Origin of the sequence: Paenibacillus sp. TC-CSREp1 (assembly GCF_050171015.1) — a bacterium.
Taxonomy (GTDB): domain Bacteria; phylum Bacillota; class Bacilli; order Paenibacillales; family Paenibacillaceae; genus Paenibacillus; species Paenibacillus silvae.
Map to the genome: position 1 here is coordinate 38,518 of NZ_JBNOKM010000026.1, position 21,999 is coordinate 60,516.

Sequence of the window (21,999 nt, forward strand, 5' to 3'; positions counted from 1 at the left end):
TGAGGCATGACATCATTTCCGCACTCCAGCGTACCGCTAGATGGAATGATAAGAACATTTGTCGTCTACCATTTTTTACCGACAGGTTTCCGTGGCATTCCCCAGTTATCCTGCTCAGATCGTGGCGACACCTTCCAGCTTCACGTTCAAAATCAGACATGCGGATCGGAGCAGGTCTGCTCTGGAATACGAAAAACTACAATAAGGCCGAGGGTTTAACACCATCGCGCCGTGAATGTTTCTTTTGTCGTAAACTTTTTGCAGCTCGTCCAGCTATTCTGACAAACTACGTCTTGCATTCTATCTATAATCAGAACCATCGAGAACGAAACACGAAATCAAATCAATCGAATGGGGTGCCTTGAGCATGATGGAGAAGTGGAATGTCATTCAAATTCCGGGAATGAAAGCAGGCAAAGGAGGTGCTGCAGCTCGGGAGGAGCTGTCAGTACGCCTGAAGCACTGGCTGGGTTCCCGCAAGGCTGTCCAGGCGGTAGCTTCGCGCAAATGGGTACTGCTGCTTACCTTTATGGGATTTCTGCTGGGTAAAGCAATGATTCTGAATGAACTATCTCCTTTTGCTATTGCATACTTTGCGGTGATTGCTTTTATGCGCAGGGATTACATCATTCCAGTGGGTGCGGCGCTGCTGGCCGGCAGTCTGTTCGCTCCGTTTCCGGTATCACTCATTGTCGCTTCCGAGATGGCAATCTTCTATCTGCTGTTCCGGGGATTGCAATTTCATGATCGTGCTGAATTATCTTATGCACCAACGATGGTGTTTACGACAACTTTTATGGTAAAGCTGTTCGCCGTGGTGATTGGTCCTTCGTTCAGCTGGTATGCGATGCTGATGCTGACGATGGATTCGGTGCTAAGCTTTGTACTCACCCTTGTGTTCATTCAGGCCATTCCGATTTTTACGTATCGCAAAAAGAAATTCAGCCTAAAGAACGAGGAGATCCTGTGCCTGATCATTCTGCTGGCCTCGGTCATGACCGGAGCGGTGGGCTGGTCCATTCAGTCGCTTTCGGTGGAGCATATGCTCTCCCGATATCTCATTCTAGTTTTTGCGCTGGTGGGCGGAGCCCCCCTGGGTGCGTCGGTAGGGGTGATAACAGGATTGATTCTAAGTCTGGCCGATATGTCCGCCGTATATCAGATGAGTCTGCTTGCTTTTGCCGGTATGCTGGCAGGCATGCTTAGAGAGGGAAAACGTGCTGCGGTTGCACTAGGCATGCTGCTGGGTTCCTCTATTCTATCCATCTATTTGAGTGGTCCGGGTGATGTGATGAATTCATTATGGGAAACGTGTGCGGCAATTGTGTTGTTTATGCTTACGCCAAAGAGTATGCTTGCTGCCATTTCCAAATATGTACCGGGTACGCAGGATCACACCAAGTCCCAGCATGAATATGCTAAACGCATTCGGGATATTACAGCGGAGCGAGTGACTCGCTTTTCCCAAGTGTTCCGTCAATTATCCCGCAGCTTCGATCAGATGTCCGGTACAGGGGAACCGGTACACAAAGAAGGCGGCATGGAACATTTCATGAATGCAGTTGCTGAAGGAACCTGTGCAAGCTGCTTCAAGCGTGCGCAATGCTGGGACGCCAAATTTATTCAAACCTACAGCTATATGACGGATGTGATGAGTTCCATTGAAGCGAACCCGGAGATGTCAGGTAAACAAATCCCGGTCGAATGGAACAGGGTATGTGCCAAGCCGGAGGAAGTGCTTGAAGTGATGCGTGCCCAATATGGCCTGCATCAGCACAACATGCAATGGAAACGTCAGATTATTGATAGTCGTCAATTGGTTGCCGAACAATTATCCGGCGTATCCCAGGTGATGGAGGACCTGGCCAAAGAAATTCAACGCGAGAGTGAGGAGATGGTGCAGCAGGAGGAACAGATTCGGGATGCGCTGGAGTCCCTTGGATTATCCATTCATTCTATTGAAATTATCAATCTGGAAGCGGGCAATGTAGAGATCGAGATTGTACACGCATACACAAGGGGGTTTGATGAATGCCGCAAAATGATCGCTCCGCTGATCTCTAACGTGCTGGACGAGCATATTGCTGTGCTGCATGAAACGATGACTGACCCACGCCAGGGGCTGGCAACCGTTACCTTTGGCTCGGCAAAAACGTTCGAGGTCACAACAGGTGTAGCTGCCGCGGCCAAGGGAGGCGATGTGATGTCAGGGGACAGCTTCAGCACGGTAGAACTGGGTAATGGCACGTTTGCTGTCGCGCTCAGTGACGGGATGGGGAACGGGGAGCGGGCTCGCATGGAAAGCAGTGCTGCACTGAACATTCTGGAGCAGCTGCTTCAATCAGGCATGGATGAGAAGCTGGCGATCAAATCCGTCAATTCGGTGCTGATGCTGCGTTCTCCGGAGGAGATGTACGCTACAGTCGATATGGCACTCATTGATGAGTACACAGCAGAGACAACGTTTATGAAAATTGGCTCTACACCGAGCTTTATCAAACGTGGACAGGAGGTTATCCAGGTTTCGGCAAGCAATCTGCCGATTGGCATTATTAAAGATATAGAGGTGGATCTTGTCACGCTGCAGCTGCAGCCAGGTGATATTTTGATCATGATGACTGATGGAATCTATGATGCGCCAGGATATGCAGTGAACAAAGAGCTGTGGATGAAACGCCTCATTCAGGAAATTGATACAGATGAGCCACAAGAACTTGCAGATTGTCTGCTCGAAAGTGTGATTCGGTATCAGAAACAGGAAATTTTAGATGATATGACTGTTGTGGTTGGCAAAGTTGAGCATTTCCGCCCGGAATGGGCAACCCTGCGAGTGCCTGGCATCAGCCGTATGGAGCACCCACGCACTGTAAGTTAGTTAACCTGACGTATAGATCATGTCCATAGGCAGTTGTCTCAATCCAGATCAATCCGTTTGAACTCTCTTCAATCTGGCAATGCTAGTCATAGAGTTGAAGAGTACGAATGACGGAGGGATATCGGATGAAACAAATTTTGTTAATTACAGACGGTTGTTCCAATGTGGGTGTAAGTCCGGTACTTGCAGCAGCTGAGGCACGGGAGGAGGGCATTACTGTTAATGTTGTAGGTGTCATTGACTACGGCACCATTGGAGAGCTGGGAAGTCGGGAGATTGAGGACATTGCCAGAGCAGGAGGGGGAATCAGCCAGATTGTAGGCACAAGACAATTAGCACATACGATGCAGATGATGACAAGAAAAACGGTGGTTCAAACGATTCAGCAAGCGGTTAATAGAGAGCTAACTCAAATTTTGGGGGAAGGTTCCAAAACGGTCACTGATCTGGAGCCTGCACAGCGTTCACAGGTTGTAGAAGTGATGGACAATCTGGCAGAGACTACAGCCTTGCAGGTTTCCCTGCTCATTGATGTCAGTGCAAGCATGAAGCCAAAGCTGGCAGCAGTAGAGGAAGGCATACGGGATTTGATGTTAAGCTTGCAGGCACGGGTAGGCAAAAGCCGGCTTTCTGTTTTTCATTTTCCAGGCCGCCACAGCGGAGAGCATGCGGTTATGGACATCGACTGGACCGATGATCCGGGGCGTGTTCGTTCCTTGTTTGGACGGCTGCAGACCAAGGGGGCGACACCGACAGGTCCTGCAATTCAGAAGGTGATTGATTTTTACCGATATGGTACACTGGAGGAACAGCAGGAAATAGAAGGGAACTATCGCATTGAAAGAGAAGGGATGCTCGGTGACAACGTTGTCTGATGCCTCTTTCCCGCCGGGAACCGTTATTACGGGAAAATGGAATCGAAGCCGATATACAATTCGGAAGCTGCTGGGCAGAGGTGCTAACGGGGTTGTGTTTCTTGTCCAGCGGGGAGAGAACGGCAAGCACTATGCACTCAAAATGGGATTTGATCCGGTCGATTTGCAGTCTGAGATCAATGTGCTCAAATCATTTCAGTTGCAGCGTAATCATGAAGCCCTTCGGCAGAGCGGCATACCTTCCTATCTTAAAGATGTGGACGATTATGCCGTTCGAGGCCGGGATATTCCCTTTTATGTAATGCGTTACGTTCAGGGAGAGGCGCTGCATCATTTTATTCGGCGTCAAGGAACAGACTGGACACTCCTGGTTGGGTTAAGGCTGTTACAGAAGCTTGGTCAGTTACATCAAGCCGGCTGGGTGTTTGGCGATCTCAAACCTCAGAATGTACTCGTCTCTGATTATGGACATGTTGAGTTGATTGATTATGGCGGTGTTACTTCGATTGGTCGAAGTGTCAAACAGTTCACGGAATGGTACGATCGAGGGTACTGGAATGCAGGTAGCCGAACTGCGGATGCTTCATATGATGTGTTTGCTTTTGCACTTCTACTGATTCATATTATGGAAGCAGACGCGTTGAAAGCTTTGGCTGCAGATGGACTGCCGCAATTACGAAATGTTAATCAACTCGTGCGGCTGGTTGAACGAAGCGAGCGTTTAGGCCCTTTCCGGCACTGGATTATTCGAGCGCTCCGGGGTCAATTTCAGGATGCAGGTGTTGCTGCAAAGGCGTGGAAGGAATTGATGGAACGCCCTGCACCTATGCGCAGACGCTCAAGAAATGGCACACCGCGCTGGCTGAAAAATGCCTTTGCTTTATCAGTCATTTTACTTATCGGGGTACTCATCTATGCACTGCGCTTCTAGACGGTAAGGGTGCATATACATAACGCAAGGAATGAGGAAAAGGTATGGAGGCTTTACGCTGGGACACACTGGTGAATAACGTACTGGATGCAGCGGAAGAGCATCAGTTATGGGTACCCGGGGATCGGATTGTCGTCGCTGTATCGGGCGGTCCGGACTCGGTGGCTTTTTTGCATATCATGCACGAGATCAGCAAGCAGCATGTACCGCTTGAACTGATCTGTGCCCATGTACATCATGGCTTTCGCAAAGAATCAGATGAAGAAGCACATCAGATGATGGAGCTGGCGAGTCAGCTTGGCATTGCATTTGAATGGATCAAAGCAGACATACCTTCCTATATGAAGCAGACAGGGCAAGGACCACAGGAGGCAGCCCGTAATCGGCGTTATGCTTTTTTACATGAGGTAGCTGATAAATACGGTGCTGCAAGCATTGCTTTGGCACATCATGCTGATGATCAGGCCGAGACGGTTATGCTTCATTTGTTGCGGGGGAGCGGCCTGTCAGGGCTGGTAGGTATGAAATTCAAACGGCGTGAAAAAAATGTGGAACTTATTCGCCCATGCCTTCGTATAAACAAGACGGACCTTGTAGAAGCTTGTATTACACAGGGTTTTACTTACTTTCATGATGAGAGCAATGATCAACGCAAATATCGGCGTAATGCGATTCGTTTGGATGTGCTGCCTTTTTTGGGGCAATATAATGGACAACTCACGCCGTCACTGAATCGACTTGCCGAAATTGTGGGTGAAGAAGACGATTTCATGGAGCAGAGTGCTCTTGACACATACAGGTGTCTAGTGCAGGTGAACGGTGGAAGGCAGACCTTTGAGGCGCCTTCCTTCTTGAAGTTACATGTCGCTTTACAACGAAGGTTGATTAAACTAATATTGAATTATCTGCCTTTGGACAGTGATTTTGTCGACTTTACCCGTATTGAAACTATTCGGCGCAAGGTTATGGATACCGATGTGACGACCTGGAGCCTGGATATAGGACAGACACTCGTTTGTACGCGGGAGTATGATCTCATCTCTTTTGGCATACGGACAGACGTACAGGATCGATCTTACGAGTATCGTCTTGCACAATGGAGCGGAACTTATGAGCTTTCACTCACCGAGATTAACCGATACATTCGGTTTATGGCGATGAGTCCCGAGAACTATCATGTACCGGAATCGGCGGATCAAGCCGCTTTTGATGCGGACAGTCTGCTGATGCCGCTGGTTGTACGTTCACGGTTACCTGGAGATACCATGAAAGTACTGGGATTAAACGGAAGCAAAAAGGTGAAAAATATTTTCATCGATGAGAAAATTCCCCCATCTGTCAGACCATGTATTCCTGTGGTATGTGACGGAGCGGGCAACATCATTTGGTTACCGGGAGTTCGCCGGTCTGATGTAGCCCCTGTCAGGGAGAGCACTTCCGCAATCCTGTACATGACTGTAGGCGATTCAGCGATTCAGGGGTAGTGGTTATGGTTCAGGTAAGGCTTTCATAGTATAACTTAGGAGGTTCGCACAGTTGCAGAACGACATTCAGGAAGTATTGATCAGTGAAGAAGAAATTCAGAATAAGGTGAAAGAGTTAGGTGCAACACTAAGTGCCGATTATGCTAACCGGAACCCTTTGGTCATTTGCGTGCTCAAAGGTGCGTTTATATTTATGGCTGATTTGGTTAAGAACATAACGGTACCGGTTGAGATGGATTTTATGGCTGTGTCCAGCTATGGTGCATCTACCAAGTCATCCGGTGTTGTCAAAATTATCAAGGATCTGGATGTATCTGTTGAAGGACGTGAAGTTCTGATTGTCGAAGATATTATCGACAGTGGACTCACACTTAGCTATTTGATTGAACTGCTGGAGAACCGCGGTGCCGAGACGGTGCGTGTGGTTACGCTGTTTGATAAGCCATCGGGTCGCAAAGTGGAATTGGAAGCCCATTACACAGGGTTTGACATTCCAGATGCGTTCATCGTTGGGTATGGTCTAGATTATGCCGAGCAGTATCGGAACCTGCCTTATATCGGGATTCTGAAACCAGAAATTTATACTAGCTAATATCGTGCTAGGGCCCAAGCCCGAAGCTGTATATGGCTTCTATTGAGAAGCCGTGTCGGGCTATGTTAAAATAATTAAAGTGTCTCGAGAGGAGGTAGGGGATGAATCGGTTCATCCGGAATTCTGCTTTTTATTTGATTCTTTTTTTGGTTGTGGTGGGGATAGTTCAGTTCGTCAGCAATGGCGGTGAAGCCACCGATAATCCTAGATATGATCAGCTGCGTGCAGCGATCAAAGCCAACAATGTCTCCGAAGTGACGGTTCAGTTTAACGGTCAGACGTATCTCGTAACTGGTCGATACAAACAAACACCTGACGGAGCCAAATCAGAAAATTTCTCAACGTATATTCCTCCTACGGATGAGGCAATCAACGAGCTTGTAGCTGCAAGTGAAACAAACAAATTTGAATATCACCAGGAACCAATGAAAGGTGACAGCATCTGGCTAACACTGCTGACCTCCTTTATTCCTTTGATCATTATGTTCCTGCTGTTCTTCTTCCTGTTTAATCAGGCACAAGGCGGCGGCGGTAAAGTAATGAACTTTGGCAAAAGCCGTGCTCGACTCTATAACGAAGAGAAAAAGCGGGTTACATTTGAAGATGTGGCAGGTGCTGATGAAGAGAAACAGGAGCTTGTCGAAGTCGTAGACTTCCTCAAGGACCCTCGTAAATTCGCAGCAGTTGGTGCACGGATTCCAAAGGGCGTATTGCTCGTAGGTCCTCCGGGTACAGGTAAAACATTGCTCGCACGTGCCGTAGCCGGTGAAGCGGGTGTACCATTCTTCAGTATTTCCGGTTCCGACTTCGTTGAAATGTTTGTCGGTGTCGGTGCATCACGTGTACGTGACTTGTTTGAAAATGCAAAGAAAAACGCCCCATGTATTATCTTCATTGACGAGATTGATGCGGTAGGACGTCAACGTGGTGCTGGTCTTGGCGGCGGTCACGATGAACGTGAACAAACCCTCAACCAGTTGCTCGTTGAGATGGACGGATTTGGAGCAAACGAAGGTATTATCATCGTTGCTGCTACGAACCGTGCAGATATTCTGGACCCTGCGTTATTGCGTCCAGGTCGTTTTGACCGTCAGATTACAGTGGATCGTCCTGATGTTAAAGGCCGTGAAGCTGTTCTGAAAGTGCATTCCCGCAACAAACCACTCACGAAAGATGTGAGACTGGATATTATTGCGAAGCGTACAACAGGTTTCTCCGGTGCAGACCTGGAGAACTTGCTGAATGAAGCGGCACTGCTTGCAGCCCGTCGTAACAGAAGAGATATTTCGATGCGTGAAGTGGATGAAGCGATTGACCGCGTCATTGTAGGTACGGAGAAGAAAAGCCGTGTTATCAGTGACCGTGAGAAACGCATTGTCGCTTATCACGAAGCAGGCCATACCATTGTAGGATACTTCCTGGAACATGCTGATATGGTACATAAAGTGACCATCATTCCGCGCGGACGTGCGGGTGGATATGTAATCATGTTGCCAAAAGAAGATCGTATGCTCGTTACCAAACAAGAGCTGCTGGATAAAGTAACCGGACTCCTTGGGGGCCGCGTTGCGGAGGAATTGTTTATCGGGGAGATTGGTACCGGTGCATACAGTGACTTCCAGCAAGCGACAGGTATCGTGCGCAGCATGGTTATGGAATACGGTATGAGTGAGAAACTGGGTCCAATGCAATTCGGAAGTTCACAAGGGCAGGTATTCCTTGGACGGGATATCGGTCACGAACAGAATTACTCGGATTCCATCGCATATGAGATCGACCAAGAGATGCAGCGCTTTATTAATGAATGTTATGAGAAGTGTAAAGCTTTGCTGATCAAACATACCAAAGAGATGCATCTGATTGCTGAAACATTGCTTGAGGTGGAAACACTGGAAATGGATCAGATCAAACAATTGATCGAAACAGGTTCCCTTACACCAAAAGCAGAAGGCGACAACTCTGGAGAAGGCACGCCAAGTGAAGGTGGCGAACCAATCATTGATAACATCGGTGATGTTCGTGTCCGTATTCAAGGCAAAGATGAAACATCTGAGCCGCTGGCTGGAGATATTCCTAACGAAGCTCCAGACGTAGATAAGGGCAGCAATGATCCGAATGATGGCGGCACCAAGCCAACATCTTAACATGTCATATAACCGGCAATTAGCCGGAATAAGAAAGAGAGCCCTCGCGGCTCTCTTTTTTTTGTAACAATTATTCCTTTGAAGGAGAAACGGATAATCGAGAGCTAGATGGCGAACCGGATAGAATGAGTGGGATATGAGGGGATATCCTGCCCTTTTTCATTTATTGACAGAGTCGTGAACGTTGTGTACATTAGTTGTTAAACCGCTTGTGATTCGTTTCTCAAGCGAACATAACGACTTAGGTTAGCCCTATGAAACAGCGCTTGGCGCTGTCCCGATAAGGAGAGGATCACAAGTGGAAGCTCTGGCTTTAGAGCGCAAGGCTGAGATGAATCGTGAGCTGCGTGAGCGGCTGATGGAACTCAAAAAGGAACGTAATGCCATTATTCTGGCTCATTACTATCAACGTGACGAAGTACAGGAAGTCGCTGACTTCCGTGGAGACTCATTCCTGCTGGCCCAGAAGGCTGCACAGACGGATGCTGATGTGATCGTGTTCTGTGGTGTTCATTTTATGGGTGAAAGCGCTAAAATTCTGGCTCCAAACAAAACGGTTCTGATTCCAGATGAACGTGCCGGTTGTCCGATGGCTGATATGGTGAACGTAGACGGATTGCGCAAGCTGAAGGCACAGCATCCGAATGCGAAAGTAGTCACATACATTAACTCCTCGGCTGAGATCAAAGCAGAAACGGATATTTGCTGTACATCGGCGAATGCAGTTCGGGTTATCCAGTCCGTAGATTCTGATGAAATTATTTGGGTACCTGATAAAAATCTTGGACATTATGTGCAGCAGCACACAGACAAAAAGATGATTATCTGGGAAGGCTACTGCAATACACATGATATGTTAACGGTCAAAGATGTGGTGGAGATGAAAGCCAAATACCCTAATGCCGAATTCGTGGTGCACCCGGAATGTCGTCCTGAAGTTGTGGCGATGGGGGATTTTGTAGGCAGCACAACGGCCATTCTTGAATATTGCAAAAAGTCAGCAACAAAGGAATTTATCGTAGGTACAGAAGACGGAACGGGGTACCAGCTTCGTCTCGACAGTCCGGATAAACAGTTCCACTTCGCGACGAAGTTCCTTGTATGTCCGAATATGAAGGTCAACAATCTGAAGAAGCTGGTTAAATGTCTGGAAACGATGAAACCACAGATCTATGTTCCGCCGGCTGTTGCTGATAAAGCCAGAGAATCACTAGAGCGCATGTTACTGGTGAAGTAACATGCGTTACTCTTGCTCCGAGACAGGTGAATGAGATGAAACCGCAGATACCGCAATATATACATGATTTTGATCTCTCTGCGCTGCCCATGGTGGAGACCGATGTGCTCGTGATCGGTTCAGGCATTGCCGGGCTGTTTACGGCGATTAAGGCCAGTGAACAGCATCGCGTGCTGATGATTACGAAGAAGTCTTTACTTGAGAGTAACACCCGATATGCGCAGGGAGGCATTGCGGCTGTTATTGCTGAAGATGATTCGCCTGCATACCACCTGCAGGATACCCTTGTTGCCGGAGCGGGTTTATGCCGCTCCGAAGCAGTAGAAGTATTGGTGAATGAAGGGCCAGAAGGCGTCAGGGAACTGATCCGTCTGGGGACATTGTTTGACCTGGAGAACGGCGAACTGGCGTTGACGCAGGAAGGTGCGCATAGCCACCGCCGTATTTTGCATGCCAATGGAGACGCAACAGGATATGAGATTGTTCGTGCACTTGCCGTTGAGGTACATGAACATCCGGTAATTGATGTATGGGATGAGCATTTTGTCATCGACTTGATTACGGATCAGGGCGAATGTATTGGTGCTTTGGTTTTGAAGGAAGACGGCTCAAAAGTATTTGTCAGAGCCAAGGCCACGGTGCTGTGCTCTGGCGGGGCTGGACAGCTCTACCGCTATACAACCAATCCTGATGTTGCAACCGCTGATGGAGTCGCTATGGCATATCGTGCAGGTGCCGTTGTGCGTGATATGGAATTTATTCAGTTCCACCCTACCTCTTTGTGTTATCCCGGTGCTCCGCGCTTTCTGGTATCCGAGGCAGTACGCGGGGAAGGCGCATATCTGCGCAACGTAAAAGGGGAGCGTTTTATGGAAAAATATCATCCCCAGCTGGAGCTTGCGCCACGCGATATCGTAGCCAGAGCAATTGTCAGCGAGATAGAATTAACGAACAGTACATTTGTTTACCTTGATATTACACATGAGCCGCCGGAGATGGTAAAGCATCGCTTCCCTACGATCTATGAAACCTGTATGCGATATGGTCTTGATATGACATCAGACTGGATACCGGTTGCACCTGCAGCACATTACATGATGGGCGGGGTCAAAACCGATCTGAGCGGCGAAAGCAGCATTCCACGATTATTTGCCTGCGGCGAAGTGTCATCTACAGGTGTACATGGAGCGAATCGCCTGGCAAGCAATTCCTTGTCTGAAGCGATTGTATTTGGCCGCAGAATTGTGGAACGTATTGAATCGCTACCTTCCCTAGCACCGTCGCTTGGTAGAGATGTGAAATCTCGGAGCATGGATAACAGCAGTGCTGAACAGAAGCAGCAATCCAAACCGATATCAGAAAAACGGCTGAGCCTGCAGAAAATGATGGTTCGTAAAGTCGGTCTGCGAAGAAACGGCAAAAATCTGCAGCAGGCCCTGGATAATTTGCAGCAGGAGCTTCCGTTTTTGGATCAAAGCCTCAACTACAGAGAAGAGCTGGAATATGCGAACCTTCTTACCTGTGCATGGCTGGTGACTTGCGGAGCACTTCATCGTGAGGAGAGTCGCGGGGCGCATTATCGTGAAGATTACCCGGCCCGAGACGATGCGATGTGGCAGAAGCATAGTTTGCAGCAGCGAGAACAAGCGATTGTGGAGGAATGGATGTCATGATATTGAATGGATACAATCAACAATTGATCGAGACGATTAAAGGCTGGCTGCACGAGGATGTAGGTGCAGGAGATGTCACCACCAGTGTGACCATCCCCACAGGCAGTGAATCCAAAGCTGTCATCCATGCCAAGGATCAAGGAATCATTGCAGGCATGCCCATTGCTGAGCTTGTATTTCAAGTCGTTGATCCGGCACTTCGTTATACGGCAAAAGTGAGTGACGGTGATGCTGTCCATCCGGGTACGATACTGGCTGAAGTTGAGGGCAGCACACACTCCCTCCTGACCGGGGAACGGCTCGCCCTGAACCTGTTGCAGCGGATGTCGGGTATTGCTACGCGTACACGTTCTTACGTGGATGCACTCGAGGGCCTGAAGACGAGACTGGTCGATACACGCAAAACAACGCCAGGCCATCGCCTGCTGGAAAAGTATGCTGTACGTGTTGGCGGCGGCGCTAATCATCGATTCGGGTTATATGATGCCGTTATGATCAAGGATAATCATATCAAAGGTGCAGGCGGAATTACCGAAGCGGTGCAGCGTGCGCGTGCGGTCATTCCGCATACGATGACGATTGAAGTAGAGACGGAAAATCTGGCCCAGGTACAGGAGGCCTTGCATGCCGGGGCAGATATCATTATGCTGGATAACATGCAGCCTGATCGGATGCGGGAGGCGGTTGCACTGATTCGTGAACAGGCTCCGCATGTGAAAGTGGAGGCTTCTGGTAACGTTTCTCTGCAAACTATTCGTGGAATTGCGGAAACGGGTGTGGATGTAATTTCAGTTGGCAGGTTAACCTATTCTTTTGAGAGCCTGGATATCAGCCTGGATTTAAACGAAAAGAAAGAGGGGTGAACCTCTTTGATTCTAGTTGTCGATGTGGGCAACAGTAACATTGTGCTCGGGGTATATCAGGGCCGTGAACTGTTGCACCATTTTCGTCTGAGCACATCCCGTCAGTCCACAGTGGATGAATACGGCGTATTGATTTATAATTTATTTCATATGTCCCGTATCTCGGCCCATGACATCGAGGGTGTTATTATTTCATCGGTGGTTCCACCGCTGGTGAATGTTATTGAGGCGATGTGTGAGAAATATGTGGGCAGAAAACCACTGCTTGTGGGGCCGGGCATCAAAACCGGCCTGAATCTGCGATACGAGAACCCGCGTGAGGTTGGAGCGGATCGGATCGTAAACGCTGTGGCGGCCGTAGAGAAGTATGGCGGCCCGCTTGTGGTCGTTGATTTTGGAACAGCCACAACGTTTGACTGTATTGATGAAAAGGGTCATTATTTAGGAGGAGCCATCGTGCCCGGCATTCACATTGCTACCGAGGCGCTTTATGAGTGGGCAGCCAAACTGCCGCGAATAGAGCTGGAGAAGCCCAAGAAAGTGATTGGACGTAATACGGTGCATGCGATGCAGGCAGGCATTATCTATGGATATGCCGGACAAGTGGACGGCATTGTGGAGCGGATTCGTCAAGAGATGAATGCTGATCCCATGGTTGTTGCAACAGGTGGCCTTGCTTCATTGATTGCTGAAGAGACCCGAAGTATCGAGAAGGTGGACCCGCTGCTTACGCTTGAAGGGCTGCGAGTCATCTATGAGCGGAACAGGGAGAGGTAGACATACAAAGGGCGGCGTACAGCAGGCTGGAGTATCAGCTTTAATGTTGAGCCGTTTTTTTCTGTTAAAGGAATGGAATCAAAATCACACGCCAAAGGAGGCTGAATGACTTGGAAAACAACAACAAGCTTGACCGGTTGATCCGTGGTACAGCGATGAACGGAAAGGTAAGAGCCTTTGCCGTTCAGACAACGGAACTGGTGGAAGAACTGCGAAGAAGACATGATACGTTTCCCACGGCTACAGCAGCCATGGGGCGTACAGTCACAACAGCGGCTATTATGGGAGCGATGCTGAAAGGTGAAGAGAAGCTGACCATCCAGGTTAAGGGCGACGGTCCAATTGGTCAGATCGTAGCTGATGCCAATGCCAAGGGTGAGGTACGGGGTTACGTTACTCATCCGCATGTACATCTGCCAAGTAACCGACTTGGCAAGCTGGACGTTGCCGGAGCCGTAGGTACAGAAGGTTTCATCAACATCACGAAGGATTTGGGATTGAAGGAGCCGTATCGCGGCAGCATCCCTATTATTTCGGGGGAACTGGGCGAAGACTTTACGTATTATTTTGCACAATCAGAACAGACGCCTTCCGCAGTTGGTGTAGGGGTCCTGGTAGATACGGATAACTCCGTTATTGTCGCGGGAGGTTTTATTATTCAGCTGCTGCCAGGGTTAACGGACCCGGAGATTACGGAGATTGAGAATGCGATCGGTGCTCTGCCACCCGTAACAACCTTGCTGAATGAGGGACTTGAGCTGGAGGAGCTGCTGCGCCGTCTTCTGCCAGATGTGCAGGTTATGGGCGAACTGGATATTCGTTTTAATTGCAGCTGTTCACGTGAGCGGTTGGAGAAAACGTTAATCAGTCTGGGTCAGGTTGAACTGGAGCAGTTAATTGAGGAAGAAGGACAGGCCGAAGTGGTTTGCCAATTTTGTAACGAAACATATGATTTTAACAAAGAGCAGCTGGAAACCATCCTAGAACAAGCCAAGAGCTGATCGATGCAGGGACGGGATGAGGTATGAACAGACAGGAAAAGGGACTGTGGACGGCAGTTGTTATTTTGACATTGGGCGTAATGGTTATGGGTACAGTGATGGCTATGCAGGTGCTCAACCAAGGTAAAGACGAAGCAGAGAAACCTCAGGATACAAATCAGGAAGAGGGCAGCACGGTTGCAACCATTAATGGGGAAGTCATTACAGATCAAGCCTGGATTGCTGAATTAAAACGACGTTACGGCAGCGAAATTCTGCTTCAGATGCTGAATCGGAAAGCGGTATATGCCGAGGCTGTTCAGCAGAATCTGGTCGTGACTCCGAAGGAGATTGCCCGAGAAATGGCTGAATCCATGGATGGGTATGACTCCGAGAAGTCTTATTATGATGCGATGAAATCGCAGCTTGGCCTGTCAAAACAGGATCTGGAGCTGGAGGCGGGTTATCGTTTGCTGCTGGAGAAGATTGCTACCGCTGGCATACAGATCAAAGATGATGATATTAAACAGTATTGGGCAGAGCATCGTGAAGATTACATCACACCTGAGAAGTATGACCTGTCGATGATCGTTGTCAAAGAGAAATCGGAAGCGGAAGCTTTACTGACTGCTCTAAGGAACGGGCAGAACTTTGAAGAGGCGGCTCGCACGCAATCCGTGGATAGCTATTCCCGTGACTCCGGCGGCAAGCTTGGCTGGATTGAACAGAATGATCCGTTTCAACCTAAGGCGATGCTGAAGCTTGCGGCCCAACTGCAAGTTGGTGAACTTGGTGGTCCGGTAGAGGTGGAAGAAGGCTATGCGATCATCAAGCTGAATGATAAAGTCGAGCGCCAGGAACAATCGCCTGAGGAAGTGCATGAAGAGATTCGCTTGCAGCTGGCGCTAAGTCAGGCTGATCCGTTGTCACAGGTGGAAGAGATGCTGCGAGATAAATACAAAGCCGTCATTATCTCTGATATTCCAGCATCGTGAGATCATGATTATAAATGACTATTGTCCCGTCTTATAGATATTGCATCTGGATAAAAATACTTTGTCTACAGCCCTTGGGCCTAAGGCAAAGTATTTTTTTGAGTACTCATATTGACAATGTCCTGTAACGTTGATAATATGAAAATAATAAATACCTACTCGTTTACTCGGATATAAAAAACACATCGAGATCTGACATACATGAATTTTAATATATTCATCCCACTAAGGAGGGCATTCATATGGCTAAAGTAGTTAATAACGTAACAGAACTCATCGGAGGTACACCGCTTGTCCGTCTGAACCGTATCGTACCTGAAGGCAGCGCTGAAGTATTGGTGAAACTGGAGTATCAGAACCCGGGATCAAGTGTTAAAGATCGTATCGCAGTAAGCATTGTTGAAGAAGCGGAAAAAGAAGGCAAGCTGAAACCAGGCGGTACCATCATTGAAGCAACAAGCGGTAACACAGGAATCGGCCTCGCGATGGTCGCTGCGGCTAAAGGCTACAAGGCTGTTATTGTTATGCCTGAAACGATGAGCTTGGAGCGTCGCAACCTGCTTCGTGCTTATGGTGCTGAACTGGTGCTTACTCCTGGGGCAGAAGGAATGAACGGTGCAGTTAAGAAAGCCGAAGAGCTGCTCAAAGAGAATCCAACGTATTTCATGGCAGAGCAGTTCAAGAACAAAGCAAATGTGAAAATTCACCGCGAAACGACAGGCCCTGAAATTGTTGAAGCAATTCAGTCCGTTGGTGGAACAGTGGATGCATTCGTTGCCGGTATTGGTACTGGCGGAACAATTACAGGTGCGGGTGAAGTGCTTAAAGAAGCATTCCCTGGCATTAAAATTGTAGCAGTAGAGCCAGCAGCATCGCCAATCCTTGCCGGAGGCAAACCTGGCCCTCACAAAATTCAGGGGATCGGAGCCAACTTTATTCCCGAGATTCTGGATCAGGAAATTTACGACGAAATTATTCACATCGAGAATGAGGATGCGTTCGAAACAGCTCGTACAGTTGCAAAAGAAGAGGGCATCCTGTCCGGTATTTCTTCCGGTGCAGCGATTCGTGCAGGTCTCCAGGTAGCGAAACAGCTTGGGGCAGGTAAACGTGTAGTTGTAATCGTGCCAAGTAACGGTGAACGTTACCTGAGCACACCGCTGTATAACTTTGAAGCGTAAGCATAATATAACGATTTGGCATGCATCATATATTCTGACGAGATGATTCTGTTGTATGCTTTGTAAAAATGAATCCTTCCTGCCCTGACGGGTGGGGAGGATTTTTTGCGTAATGCTTTTAAAAGCAACGACGCTTTAGTATACTATCAAACAATAAGAACTATATAAGTTGAACATGTAATACACAACATATATAGCGACAGAGGAAAGGGCGGCGGGCCGCAATGACACACCAGATGACTACATACGCCGACTGGGAAGCGTGGGCTGCTCAAGGCTGGACGATGCTGCCTTATATTACGAGGTCGGATGAGGGGCCCTATCATGGCGGTTTACCGCTGACGTGGGAAGCGGCATGGCAGTATGCATCCCCTGATGCGATTGTGCTGGAGAATGGCAAGGGAGGAAGATACACATTCCTTGGCTTAAATCCCGTTTCCATCGTTTCTGGCAAAGGGCTGGAGGCTACAATTGTTGACGTATCTCAAGGGATTACTCGGACAGATCGGGGCAAGCCGCTGGACGTATTAAAAAGATGGATGGCTCCTTACCGCGCACCGAGGGTGAATGGAGCACCGGATTTTGCAGGTGGCTGTGCCGGGTATCTCAGCTACGATGTGGCGAGGTCGCTGGAGAAGCTGCCAACACTGGCTGAAGACCAGCCTGCGCTGCCGGATTACTGGTGGATGCGTTTTGAAGAGGTATGGGCTTACGACCATGAGCAGCAAGCGCTCTTCTGCATGGTGCATCTGGAATTGAATCCAGAGCAGCAGGAGCATACGGATCTTCGCAGCCTCTATGCGGCAGCAGAGCGGCGCGCAGCAGCCATGCAGCAGCGATGGCTTCATATTTTGGGCTTTGCCCAGGCAGAAGAGCAGCAGCAGGCCCTGGAGCTGCGTCATAGACAGGTGCATCTTGCATTGCGGCCGGAAGAATCGGAGCAGGAAACGGAAGGATGGTATACCACCTTCCCGCAGAAGGACTTTGAACAGGCGGTGCACAAGGTACAGGAGTATATTCGTCAAGGTGATGTGTTTCAGGTGAATTTGTCGCTCAGACATGAGAAGAAACTGCAGTCGGGTGGTGAGCACATCTATGAATGGCTGCGAATTGTGAATCCTTCACCGTATATGGGGATGCTTCGCAGTCCAGACTTCCAGCTGGTCAGCGGTTCGCCGGAATTACTGGTCAAAGTGGAGAATGGCAAAGTAAGCGCACGCCCGATTGCCGGAACGAGAAGAAGAGGGCGTGATGCGGCAGAAGATCAGGCGATGGCGGATGAGCTGCTTGGCAGTGAGAAGGAGCGGGCCGAGCATATTATGCTGGTTGACCTGGAGCGTAATGATATTGGACGAATTGCTGCATACGGCACGGTCCATGTGCCTGAGCTAATGACCATCGAGAAGTATTCCCATGTGATGCATCTTGTATCACAGGTAGAAGGCAGACTGGCAGAAGGATTGTCGGTATTTGATGTGATTGCCGCAACGTTTCCAGGCGGGACGATAACGGGTGCCCCTAAAGTACGCACCATGGAGATTATTGAAGAGCTTGAGCCAGTACGTAGGGGGCCATATACGGGCTCCATCGGGTGGATAGATTACAGTGGTAATATGGAGCTGAATATCATCATCCGCACCCTTGCAATTAAGGATGGTACAGGGTATGTGCAGGCTGGTGCAGGTATTGTCATTGATTCCGACCCCTATCGTGAATACAGAGAGTGTCGGAACAAGGCCAGGGCGATGATGAGAGCTGTAAATTATAGTGAACGAGCTGAAGCAGAGAAGCAAACTGACGAAATGAACGGCGTAACGAATCTAAAATAAACAAGGTACCTGCCGCTTGCTGCGGCGGAAGATGAGGAGGAGCGGGCATATGATTCTGGTTATCGACAATTACGATTCCTTTACGTACAACCTGGTTCAATATCTGGGTGAATTGGGGGAGACGGTGGAAGTTCGCCGCAACGACGAAATTGATCTGGCAGGCATTGAAGCGCTGGCACCGGATCATATTCTGATCTCTCCAGGGCCGTGCACGCCGAATGAGGCGGGGATCAGCCTGGCGGTTATTGATCATTTTAAAGGCAGCATTCCGATCTTTGGCGTATGCCTTGGACATCAGGCTATTGGACAGGCGTTCGGTGGCAATGTTATTCGTGCAGATCGTATGATGCATGGCAAAACGTCCGAGATGCACCATCAGGGTACGTCCGTGTTTACCGGGCTGCCTTCTCCGTTTACAGCAACGCGCTACCATTCCTTGATTGTAGAGCGCAGCAGTCTGCCGGATTGCCTGGAGATTACAGCGGAGACGGCAGAAGGTGAAATTATGGGTCTGCGTCACAAGGAGTATGCGATCGAAGGGGTACAGTTCCACCCGGAATCCATTATTACAGACCATGGTCATCAGATGCTTCGCAACTTCCTGTCACAGCAGAAGGCAACCGTATAACATGCAATATGCCGCGATGAACGGAAAGCTGGTTCAGCTGGCATCAGCCGTGGTTCCTGTAACGGATCACGGCTTTTTGTACGGACTCGGGCTGTTCGAGACATTTCGGACGTACCGGGGCAGGCCCTATCTTCTGGAACGGCATCTGGAGCGAATGGCTTCCGGCTGTGCAGAGCTGGGTATCCCTTTTGAGGTCACGGCGAGTGAGGTAGCCGATTGGATATCTCGTCTGATGCAGGCGAACCAGCTTGAGGATGCTTATGTGCGTTACACCGTATCTGCTGGCGAAGCGCCGCTCGGTTTACCTTCAGGAGACTACACCTCTCCAACCCACATTGTATTGGCAAAAGCGCTGCCTGAACCTTCTCCCACTCTGTATGAGAGTGGCAAAATGCTTCAACGCCTCTCTACTCCGCGCAATACGCCGGAAGGGCAAGTCAGGCTCAAGTCGCTGCATTATATGAACAGCATATTGGCAAAGCGTGAACTAAACCATCTTGTTCAGCAGGACCAGCGAGTGCAGGGTGCAGAGGGACTGCAGCTTACCCGGGAAGGGTTCGTTGCGGAGGGGATGGTTAGCAATGTATTCTGGGTACGCGAGCGTGTGCTCTACACGCCTTCGCTCTCCACCGGCATTCTGCCGGGCATCACCAGAGCGGTGGTCATGGAGATTGCCGCCGAGCAAGGCATTGCTTGCAAGGAAACACGGTCGCCGTGGGAGGAGCTGTGGCAGGCGGATGAAATATTTGTGACCGGATCGGTAGCCGAATTGGTTCCGGTGACAACGCTGCGAGATCTGAACGGTCAAGAGACAACGATCAGCAGTGGACAGATTGGCCCGGCTACGGCTGTATTATTGCGTATGTACCGGGAGAAAGCGGGGTATACTTCATGACACTTGCACCAGTCATCTATGAACGAAAATATGAATGGGGGCCAGCTTCACTTACGCTGGGAGCCCGGACACAGATTATGGGTATTTTAAACGTGACACCTGATTCATTCTCGGATGGTGGACGCTACAATAGCGTGGAACGAGCTGTCGCTCACGCGAAGCAGATGATGGCAGACGGAGCCGATCTGATTGATATCGGCGGGGAATCCACTCGTCCTGGCTCGAAGGTTGTCAGCGCAGACGAGGAGCTTGAGCGCATTATCCCCGTGATTGAAGCTCTGAATGCTGAGGCGCCGCACATACCGATCTCGGTTGACACCTACAAGGCAGATGTTGCGCGTGAGGCCATTCAGGCCGGTGCCCATATCATCAACGATGTATGGGGAGCCAAGGCAGATCCGGCAATGGCCCGGACTGCCGCCGAGCTGGGATGTCCCGTTATACTGATGCATAATCGTCAGGCACATGATTATACCGACTATCTGCGTGATGTTGTGCGTGATGTGCAGGACAGCATTCAGCTTGCACTTGCGGCGGGTGTGCAGGAGCATCAGATTATACTGGACCCGGGCATCGGCTTTGTGAAGGATATCTCCGAGAATTTGCAGCTGATGTCTTCTCTGGGCATGCTGAATGAGCTGGGCTACCCTGTGCTGCTCGCCACTTCCCGCAAGCGGTTTATCCAGCATACGCTGGATGTCGGTGCGGATGATGCGCTGGAAGGCACAGCGGCGACGGTGGCATTTGGCATTGCCCAAGGCTGCCAACTGGTGCGCGTCCATGATGTGAAGCCGATCCGGCGGACGGCGGACATGTGTGATGCGATGTTATATCGCTCTCCAGGCATGCGGAGAAGATCATAATGGAGGGCTGATACAGCCCCTCCATGGGGGAGAGAAGCGTTTTTCACATCAATTCATCTTCAATATATTTCAGATAGAGGGCGGGCGAAACGGATGGACAGAATGGTGCTGCATCGTATGGAGTATTACGGGTACCACGGTGTTTTTGCAGAAGAGCGGAAGCTGGGTCAACGGTATTACATTGATCTGGAGATTGATATGGACCTGGGTGAGGCAGGGCGTAATGATGATCTGACCAAAACAATTAATTATGCCGAGATTCATGAGCTGGTGAAGCAGATGGTTGAGAACACATCATTCCAGTTAATTGAAGCTTTGGGCGAACATATTGCATCTTCTTTACTAGACACTTATACTATTATCAATGCATTGACAGTCAAGGTGACGAAGCCTCATCCGCCGTTTGATATTCATTTTGGAGGCGTAACGGTAGAGCTTCGCCGCTCAAGAAAGTGAGAACCATTATGATTGCACATTCGACCTCTGAATCCTCAGAGGCTTATATTGCTTTAGGGGCTAATTTGGGTGATCGGGAGCAGACGCTGCTTGAGGCGCTGACGCTGCTGGATGCCCACCCTCACATATCTGTGCTGCGCTGCTCTGCGCTGTATGAGACGGAGCCGGTAGGGTATGTGGATCAGCCTGCGTTTTTGAATATGGCTGCTGCAGTTCGGACAAGTCTGGCTCCTGAGCATCTGCTTAAGGAACTGCTGGATGTAGAGAATCGCCTTGGGCGAGTTCGGGATATTCGCTGGGGGCCGCGTACCGTAGATCTGGATTTGCTCTGGATGCACGGCGAGACGCGGGATACCGAATTGCTTCAGCTGCCGCATCCCCGGATGGGGGAGCGGGCATTTGTGCTGGTGCCGCTGTCGGACATCGTGCCGCAGGACGAGACATCAGGTTTGTATACCTTTGTACACGCATCGTTGTCTGTACTGGATGGAAAGGATGGAATACAGCGTTGGAAAACATGCAATTGGCCAACCGAATCCGGGCATTCCGGAAGCTGAAAGGGTTAACGCAGCATGAGCTTGCGGCCGAGACGGGCATATCCCTGGCCATTCTGGGAACGATTGAACGTGGAAATCGCAGGGTGACGCAGCAGGAGCTTAGCAAAATTGCTGAAGTGCTTGCGATCAGTGTTGAGGAGTTACAGGGTTTCAAGAATGGATAA

20 protein-coding genes are annotated in these 21,999 nt (G+C 49.5%); all 20 read left to right on the forward strand.

Annotation, left to right across the window (positions count from 1 at the left end; all coding sequences use genetic code 11):
- Positions 1-367 precede the first annotated feature (367 nt).
- The 20 genes from spoIIE (at position 368) to ACQSGY_RS27540 (ending at position 21,999) form a co-directional block, all read left to right on the forward strand.
- On the forward strand, positions 368-2,875 hold the full coding sequence (gene spoIIE, locus ACQSGY_RS27445) for a stage II sporulation protein E (protein ID WP_427181762.1): 2,508 nt from the start codon (positions 368-370) through the stop codon (positions 2,873-2,875).
- A 125-nt stretch (positions 2,876-3,000) separates the two neighbouring features.
- Positions 3,001-3,750, forward strand: a complete 750-nt coding sequence (locus ACQSGY_RS27450) for a VWA domain-containing protein (protein ID WP_427181763.1) — start codon at positions 3,001-3,003, stop codon at positions 3,748-3,750.
- Positions 3,734-4,681, forward strand: a complete 948-nt coding sequence (locus ACQSGY_RS27455; RefSeq protein ID WP_145406570.1) for a serine/threonine protein kinase — start codon at positions 3,734-3,736, stop codon at positions 4,679-4,681. Before ACQSGY_RS27450 ends, ACQSGY_RS27455 begins: the two co-directional genes overlap by 17 nt.
- 44 nt (positions 4,682-4,725) lie before the next feature.
- Positions 4,726-6,165, forward strand: a complete 1,440-nt coding sequence (gene tilS, locus ACQSGY_RS27460; RefSeq protein ID WP_427181765.1) for a tRNA lysidine(34) synthetase TilS — start codon at positions 4,726-4,728, stop codon at positions 6,163-6,165.
- A 52-nt stretch (positions 6,166-6,217) separates the two neighbouring features.
- Positions 6,218-6,757 (forward strand): hypoxanthine phosphoribosyltransferase, encoded by a 540-nt coding sequence (gene hpt, locus ACQSGY_RS27465; RefSeq protein ID WP_216520627.1) that lies wholly within the window; start codon positions 6,218-6,220, stop codon positions 6,755-6,757.
- 101 nt (positions 6,758-6,858) lie between these two features.
- Positions 6,859-8,901 carry an ATP-dependent zinc metalloprotease FtsH gene (ftsH, locus tag ACQSGY_RS27470; RefSeq protein ID WP_111273266.1) on the forward strand — a complete coding sequence of 681 codons (2,043 nt, stop codon included), beginning with the start codon at positions 6,859-6,861 and terminating at the stop codon, positions 8,899-8,901.
- 298 nt (positions 8,902-9,199) lie between these two features.
- A complete protein-coding gene (gene nadA / locus ACQSGY_RS27475) occupies positions 9,200-10,138 on the forward strand; it encodes a quinolinate synthase NadA (protein WP_427181766.1) in 939 nt (312 codons plus the stop codon).
- 35 nt (positions 10,139-10,173) lie between these two features.
- Positions 10,174-11,811: an L-aspartate oxidase gene (gene nadB / locus ACQSGY_RS27480; RefSeq protein ID WP_427181767.1), complete on the forward strand. Its 1,638-nt coding sequence runs from the start codon at positions 10,174-10,176 to the stop codon at positions 11,809-11,811.
- Positions 11,808-12,674: a carboxylating nicotinate-nucleotide diphosphorylase gene (nadC, locus tag ACQSGY_RS27485; protein ID WP_426333834.1), complete on the forward strand. Its 867-nt coding sequence runs from the start codon at positions 11,808-11,810 to the stop codon at positions 12,672-12,674. The genes nadB and nadC overlap by 4 nt, the downstream gene beginning before the upstream one ends.
- Before the next feature lie 6 nt (positions 12,675-12,680).
- The gene (locus ACQSGY_RS27490; RefSeq protein ID WP_427181769.1) at positions 12,681-13,451 is read left to right on the forward strand and encodes a type III pantothenate kinase; all 771 of its coding nucleotides are present in this window, start codon (positions 12,681-12,683) and stop codon (positions 13,449-13,451) included.
- Positions 13,452-13,561: 110 nt separating this feature from the next.
- A complete protein-coding gene (gene hslO / locus ACQSGY_RS27495; RefSeq protein WP_426333835.1) occupies positions 13,562-14,452 on the forward strand; it encodes an Hsp33 family molecular chaperone HslO in 891 nt (296 codons plus the stop codon).
- A 23-nt stretch (positions 14,453-14,475) separates the two neighbouring features.
- A complete protein-coding gene (locus ACQSGY_RS27500; RefSeq protein WP_289376213.1) occupies positions 14,476-15,426 on the forward strand; it encodes a peptidyl-prolyl cis-trans isomerase in 951 nt (316 codons plus the stop codon).
- Between the two features lie 242 nt (positions 15,427-15,668).
- Positions 15,669-16,607 (forward strand): cysteine synthase A, encoded by a 939-nt coding sequence (cysK, locus tag ACQSGY_RS27505; protein WP_188594813.1) that lies wholly within the window; start codon positions 15,669-15,671, stop codon positions 16,605-16,607.
- A 224-nt stretch (positions 16,608-16,831) separates the two neighbouring features.
- On the forward strand, positions 16,832-18,436 hold the full coding sequence (locus ACQSGY_RS27510; RefSeq protein WP_427181771.1) for an anthranilate synthase component I family protein: 1,605 nt from the start codon (positions 16,832-16,834) through the stop codon (positions 18,434-18,436).
- Between the two features lie 49 nt (positions 18,437-18,485).
- Complete coding sequence (pabA, locus tag ACQSGY_RS27515) at positions 18,486-19,064, forward strand: aminodeoxychorismate/anthranilate synthase component II (RefSeq protein ID WP_110899202.1); 579 nt, start codon at positions 18,486-18,488, stop codon at positions 19,062-19,064.
- Position 19,065: 1 nt separating this feature from the next.
- Complete coding sequence (locus ACQSGY_RS27520) at positions 19,066-19,959, forward strand: aminotransferase class IV (protein WP_427181773.1); 894 nt, start codon at positions 19,066-19,068, stop codon at positions 19,957-19,959.
- A complete protein-coding gene (gene folP, locus ACQSGY_RS27525) occupies positions 19,956-20,822 on the forward strand; it encodes a dihydropteroate synthase (protein ID WP_427181775.1) in 867 nt (288 codons plus the stop codon). Before ACQSGY_RS27520 ends, folP begins: the two co-directional genes overlap by 4 nt.
- Before the next feature lie 93 nt (positions 20,823-20,915).
- Positions 20,916-21,278 (forward strand): dihydroneopterin aldolase, encoded by a 363-nt coding sequence (gene folB / locus ACQSGY_RS27530; RefSeq protein WP_110899249.1) that lies wholly within the window; start codon positions 20,916-20,918, stop codon positions 21,276-21,278.
- A gap of 8 nt (positions 21,279-21,286) precedes the next feature.
- Positions 21,287-21,835 (forward strand): 2-amino-4-hydroxy-6-hydroxymethyldihydropteridine diphosphokinase, encoded by a 549-nt coding sequence (gene folK / locus ACQSGY_RS27535; protein WP_111273289.1) that lies wholly within the window; start codon positions 21,287-21,289, stop codon positions 21,833-21,835.
- Positions 21,796-21,999, forward strand: a complete 204-nt coding sequence (locus ACQSGY_RS27540) for a helix-turn-helix domain-containing protein (protein ID WP_253299521.1) — start codon at positions 21,796-21,798, stop codon at positions 21,997-21,999. The genes folK and ACQSGY_RS27540 overlap by 40 nt, the downstream gene beginning before the upstream one ends.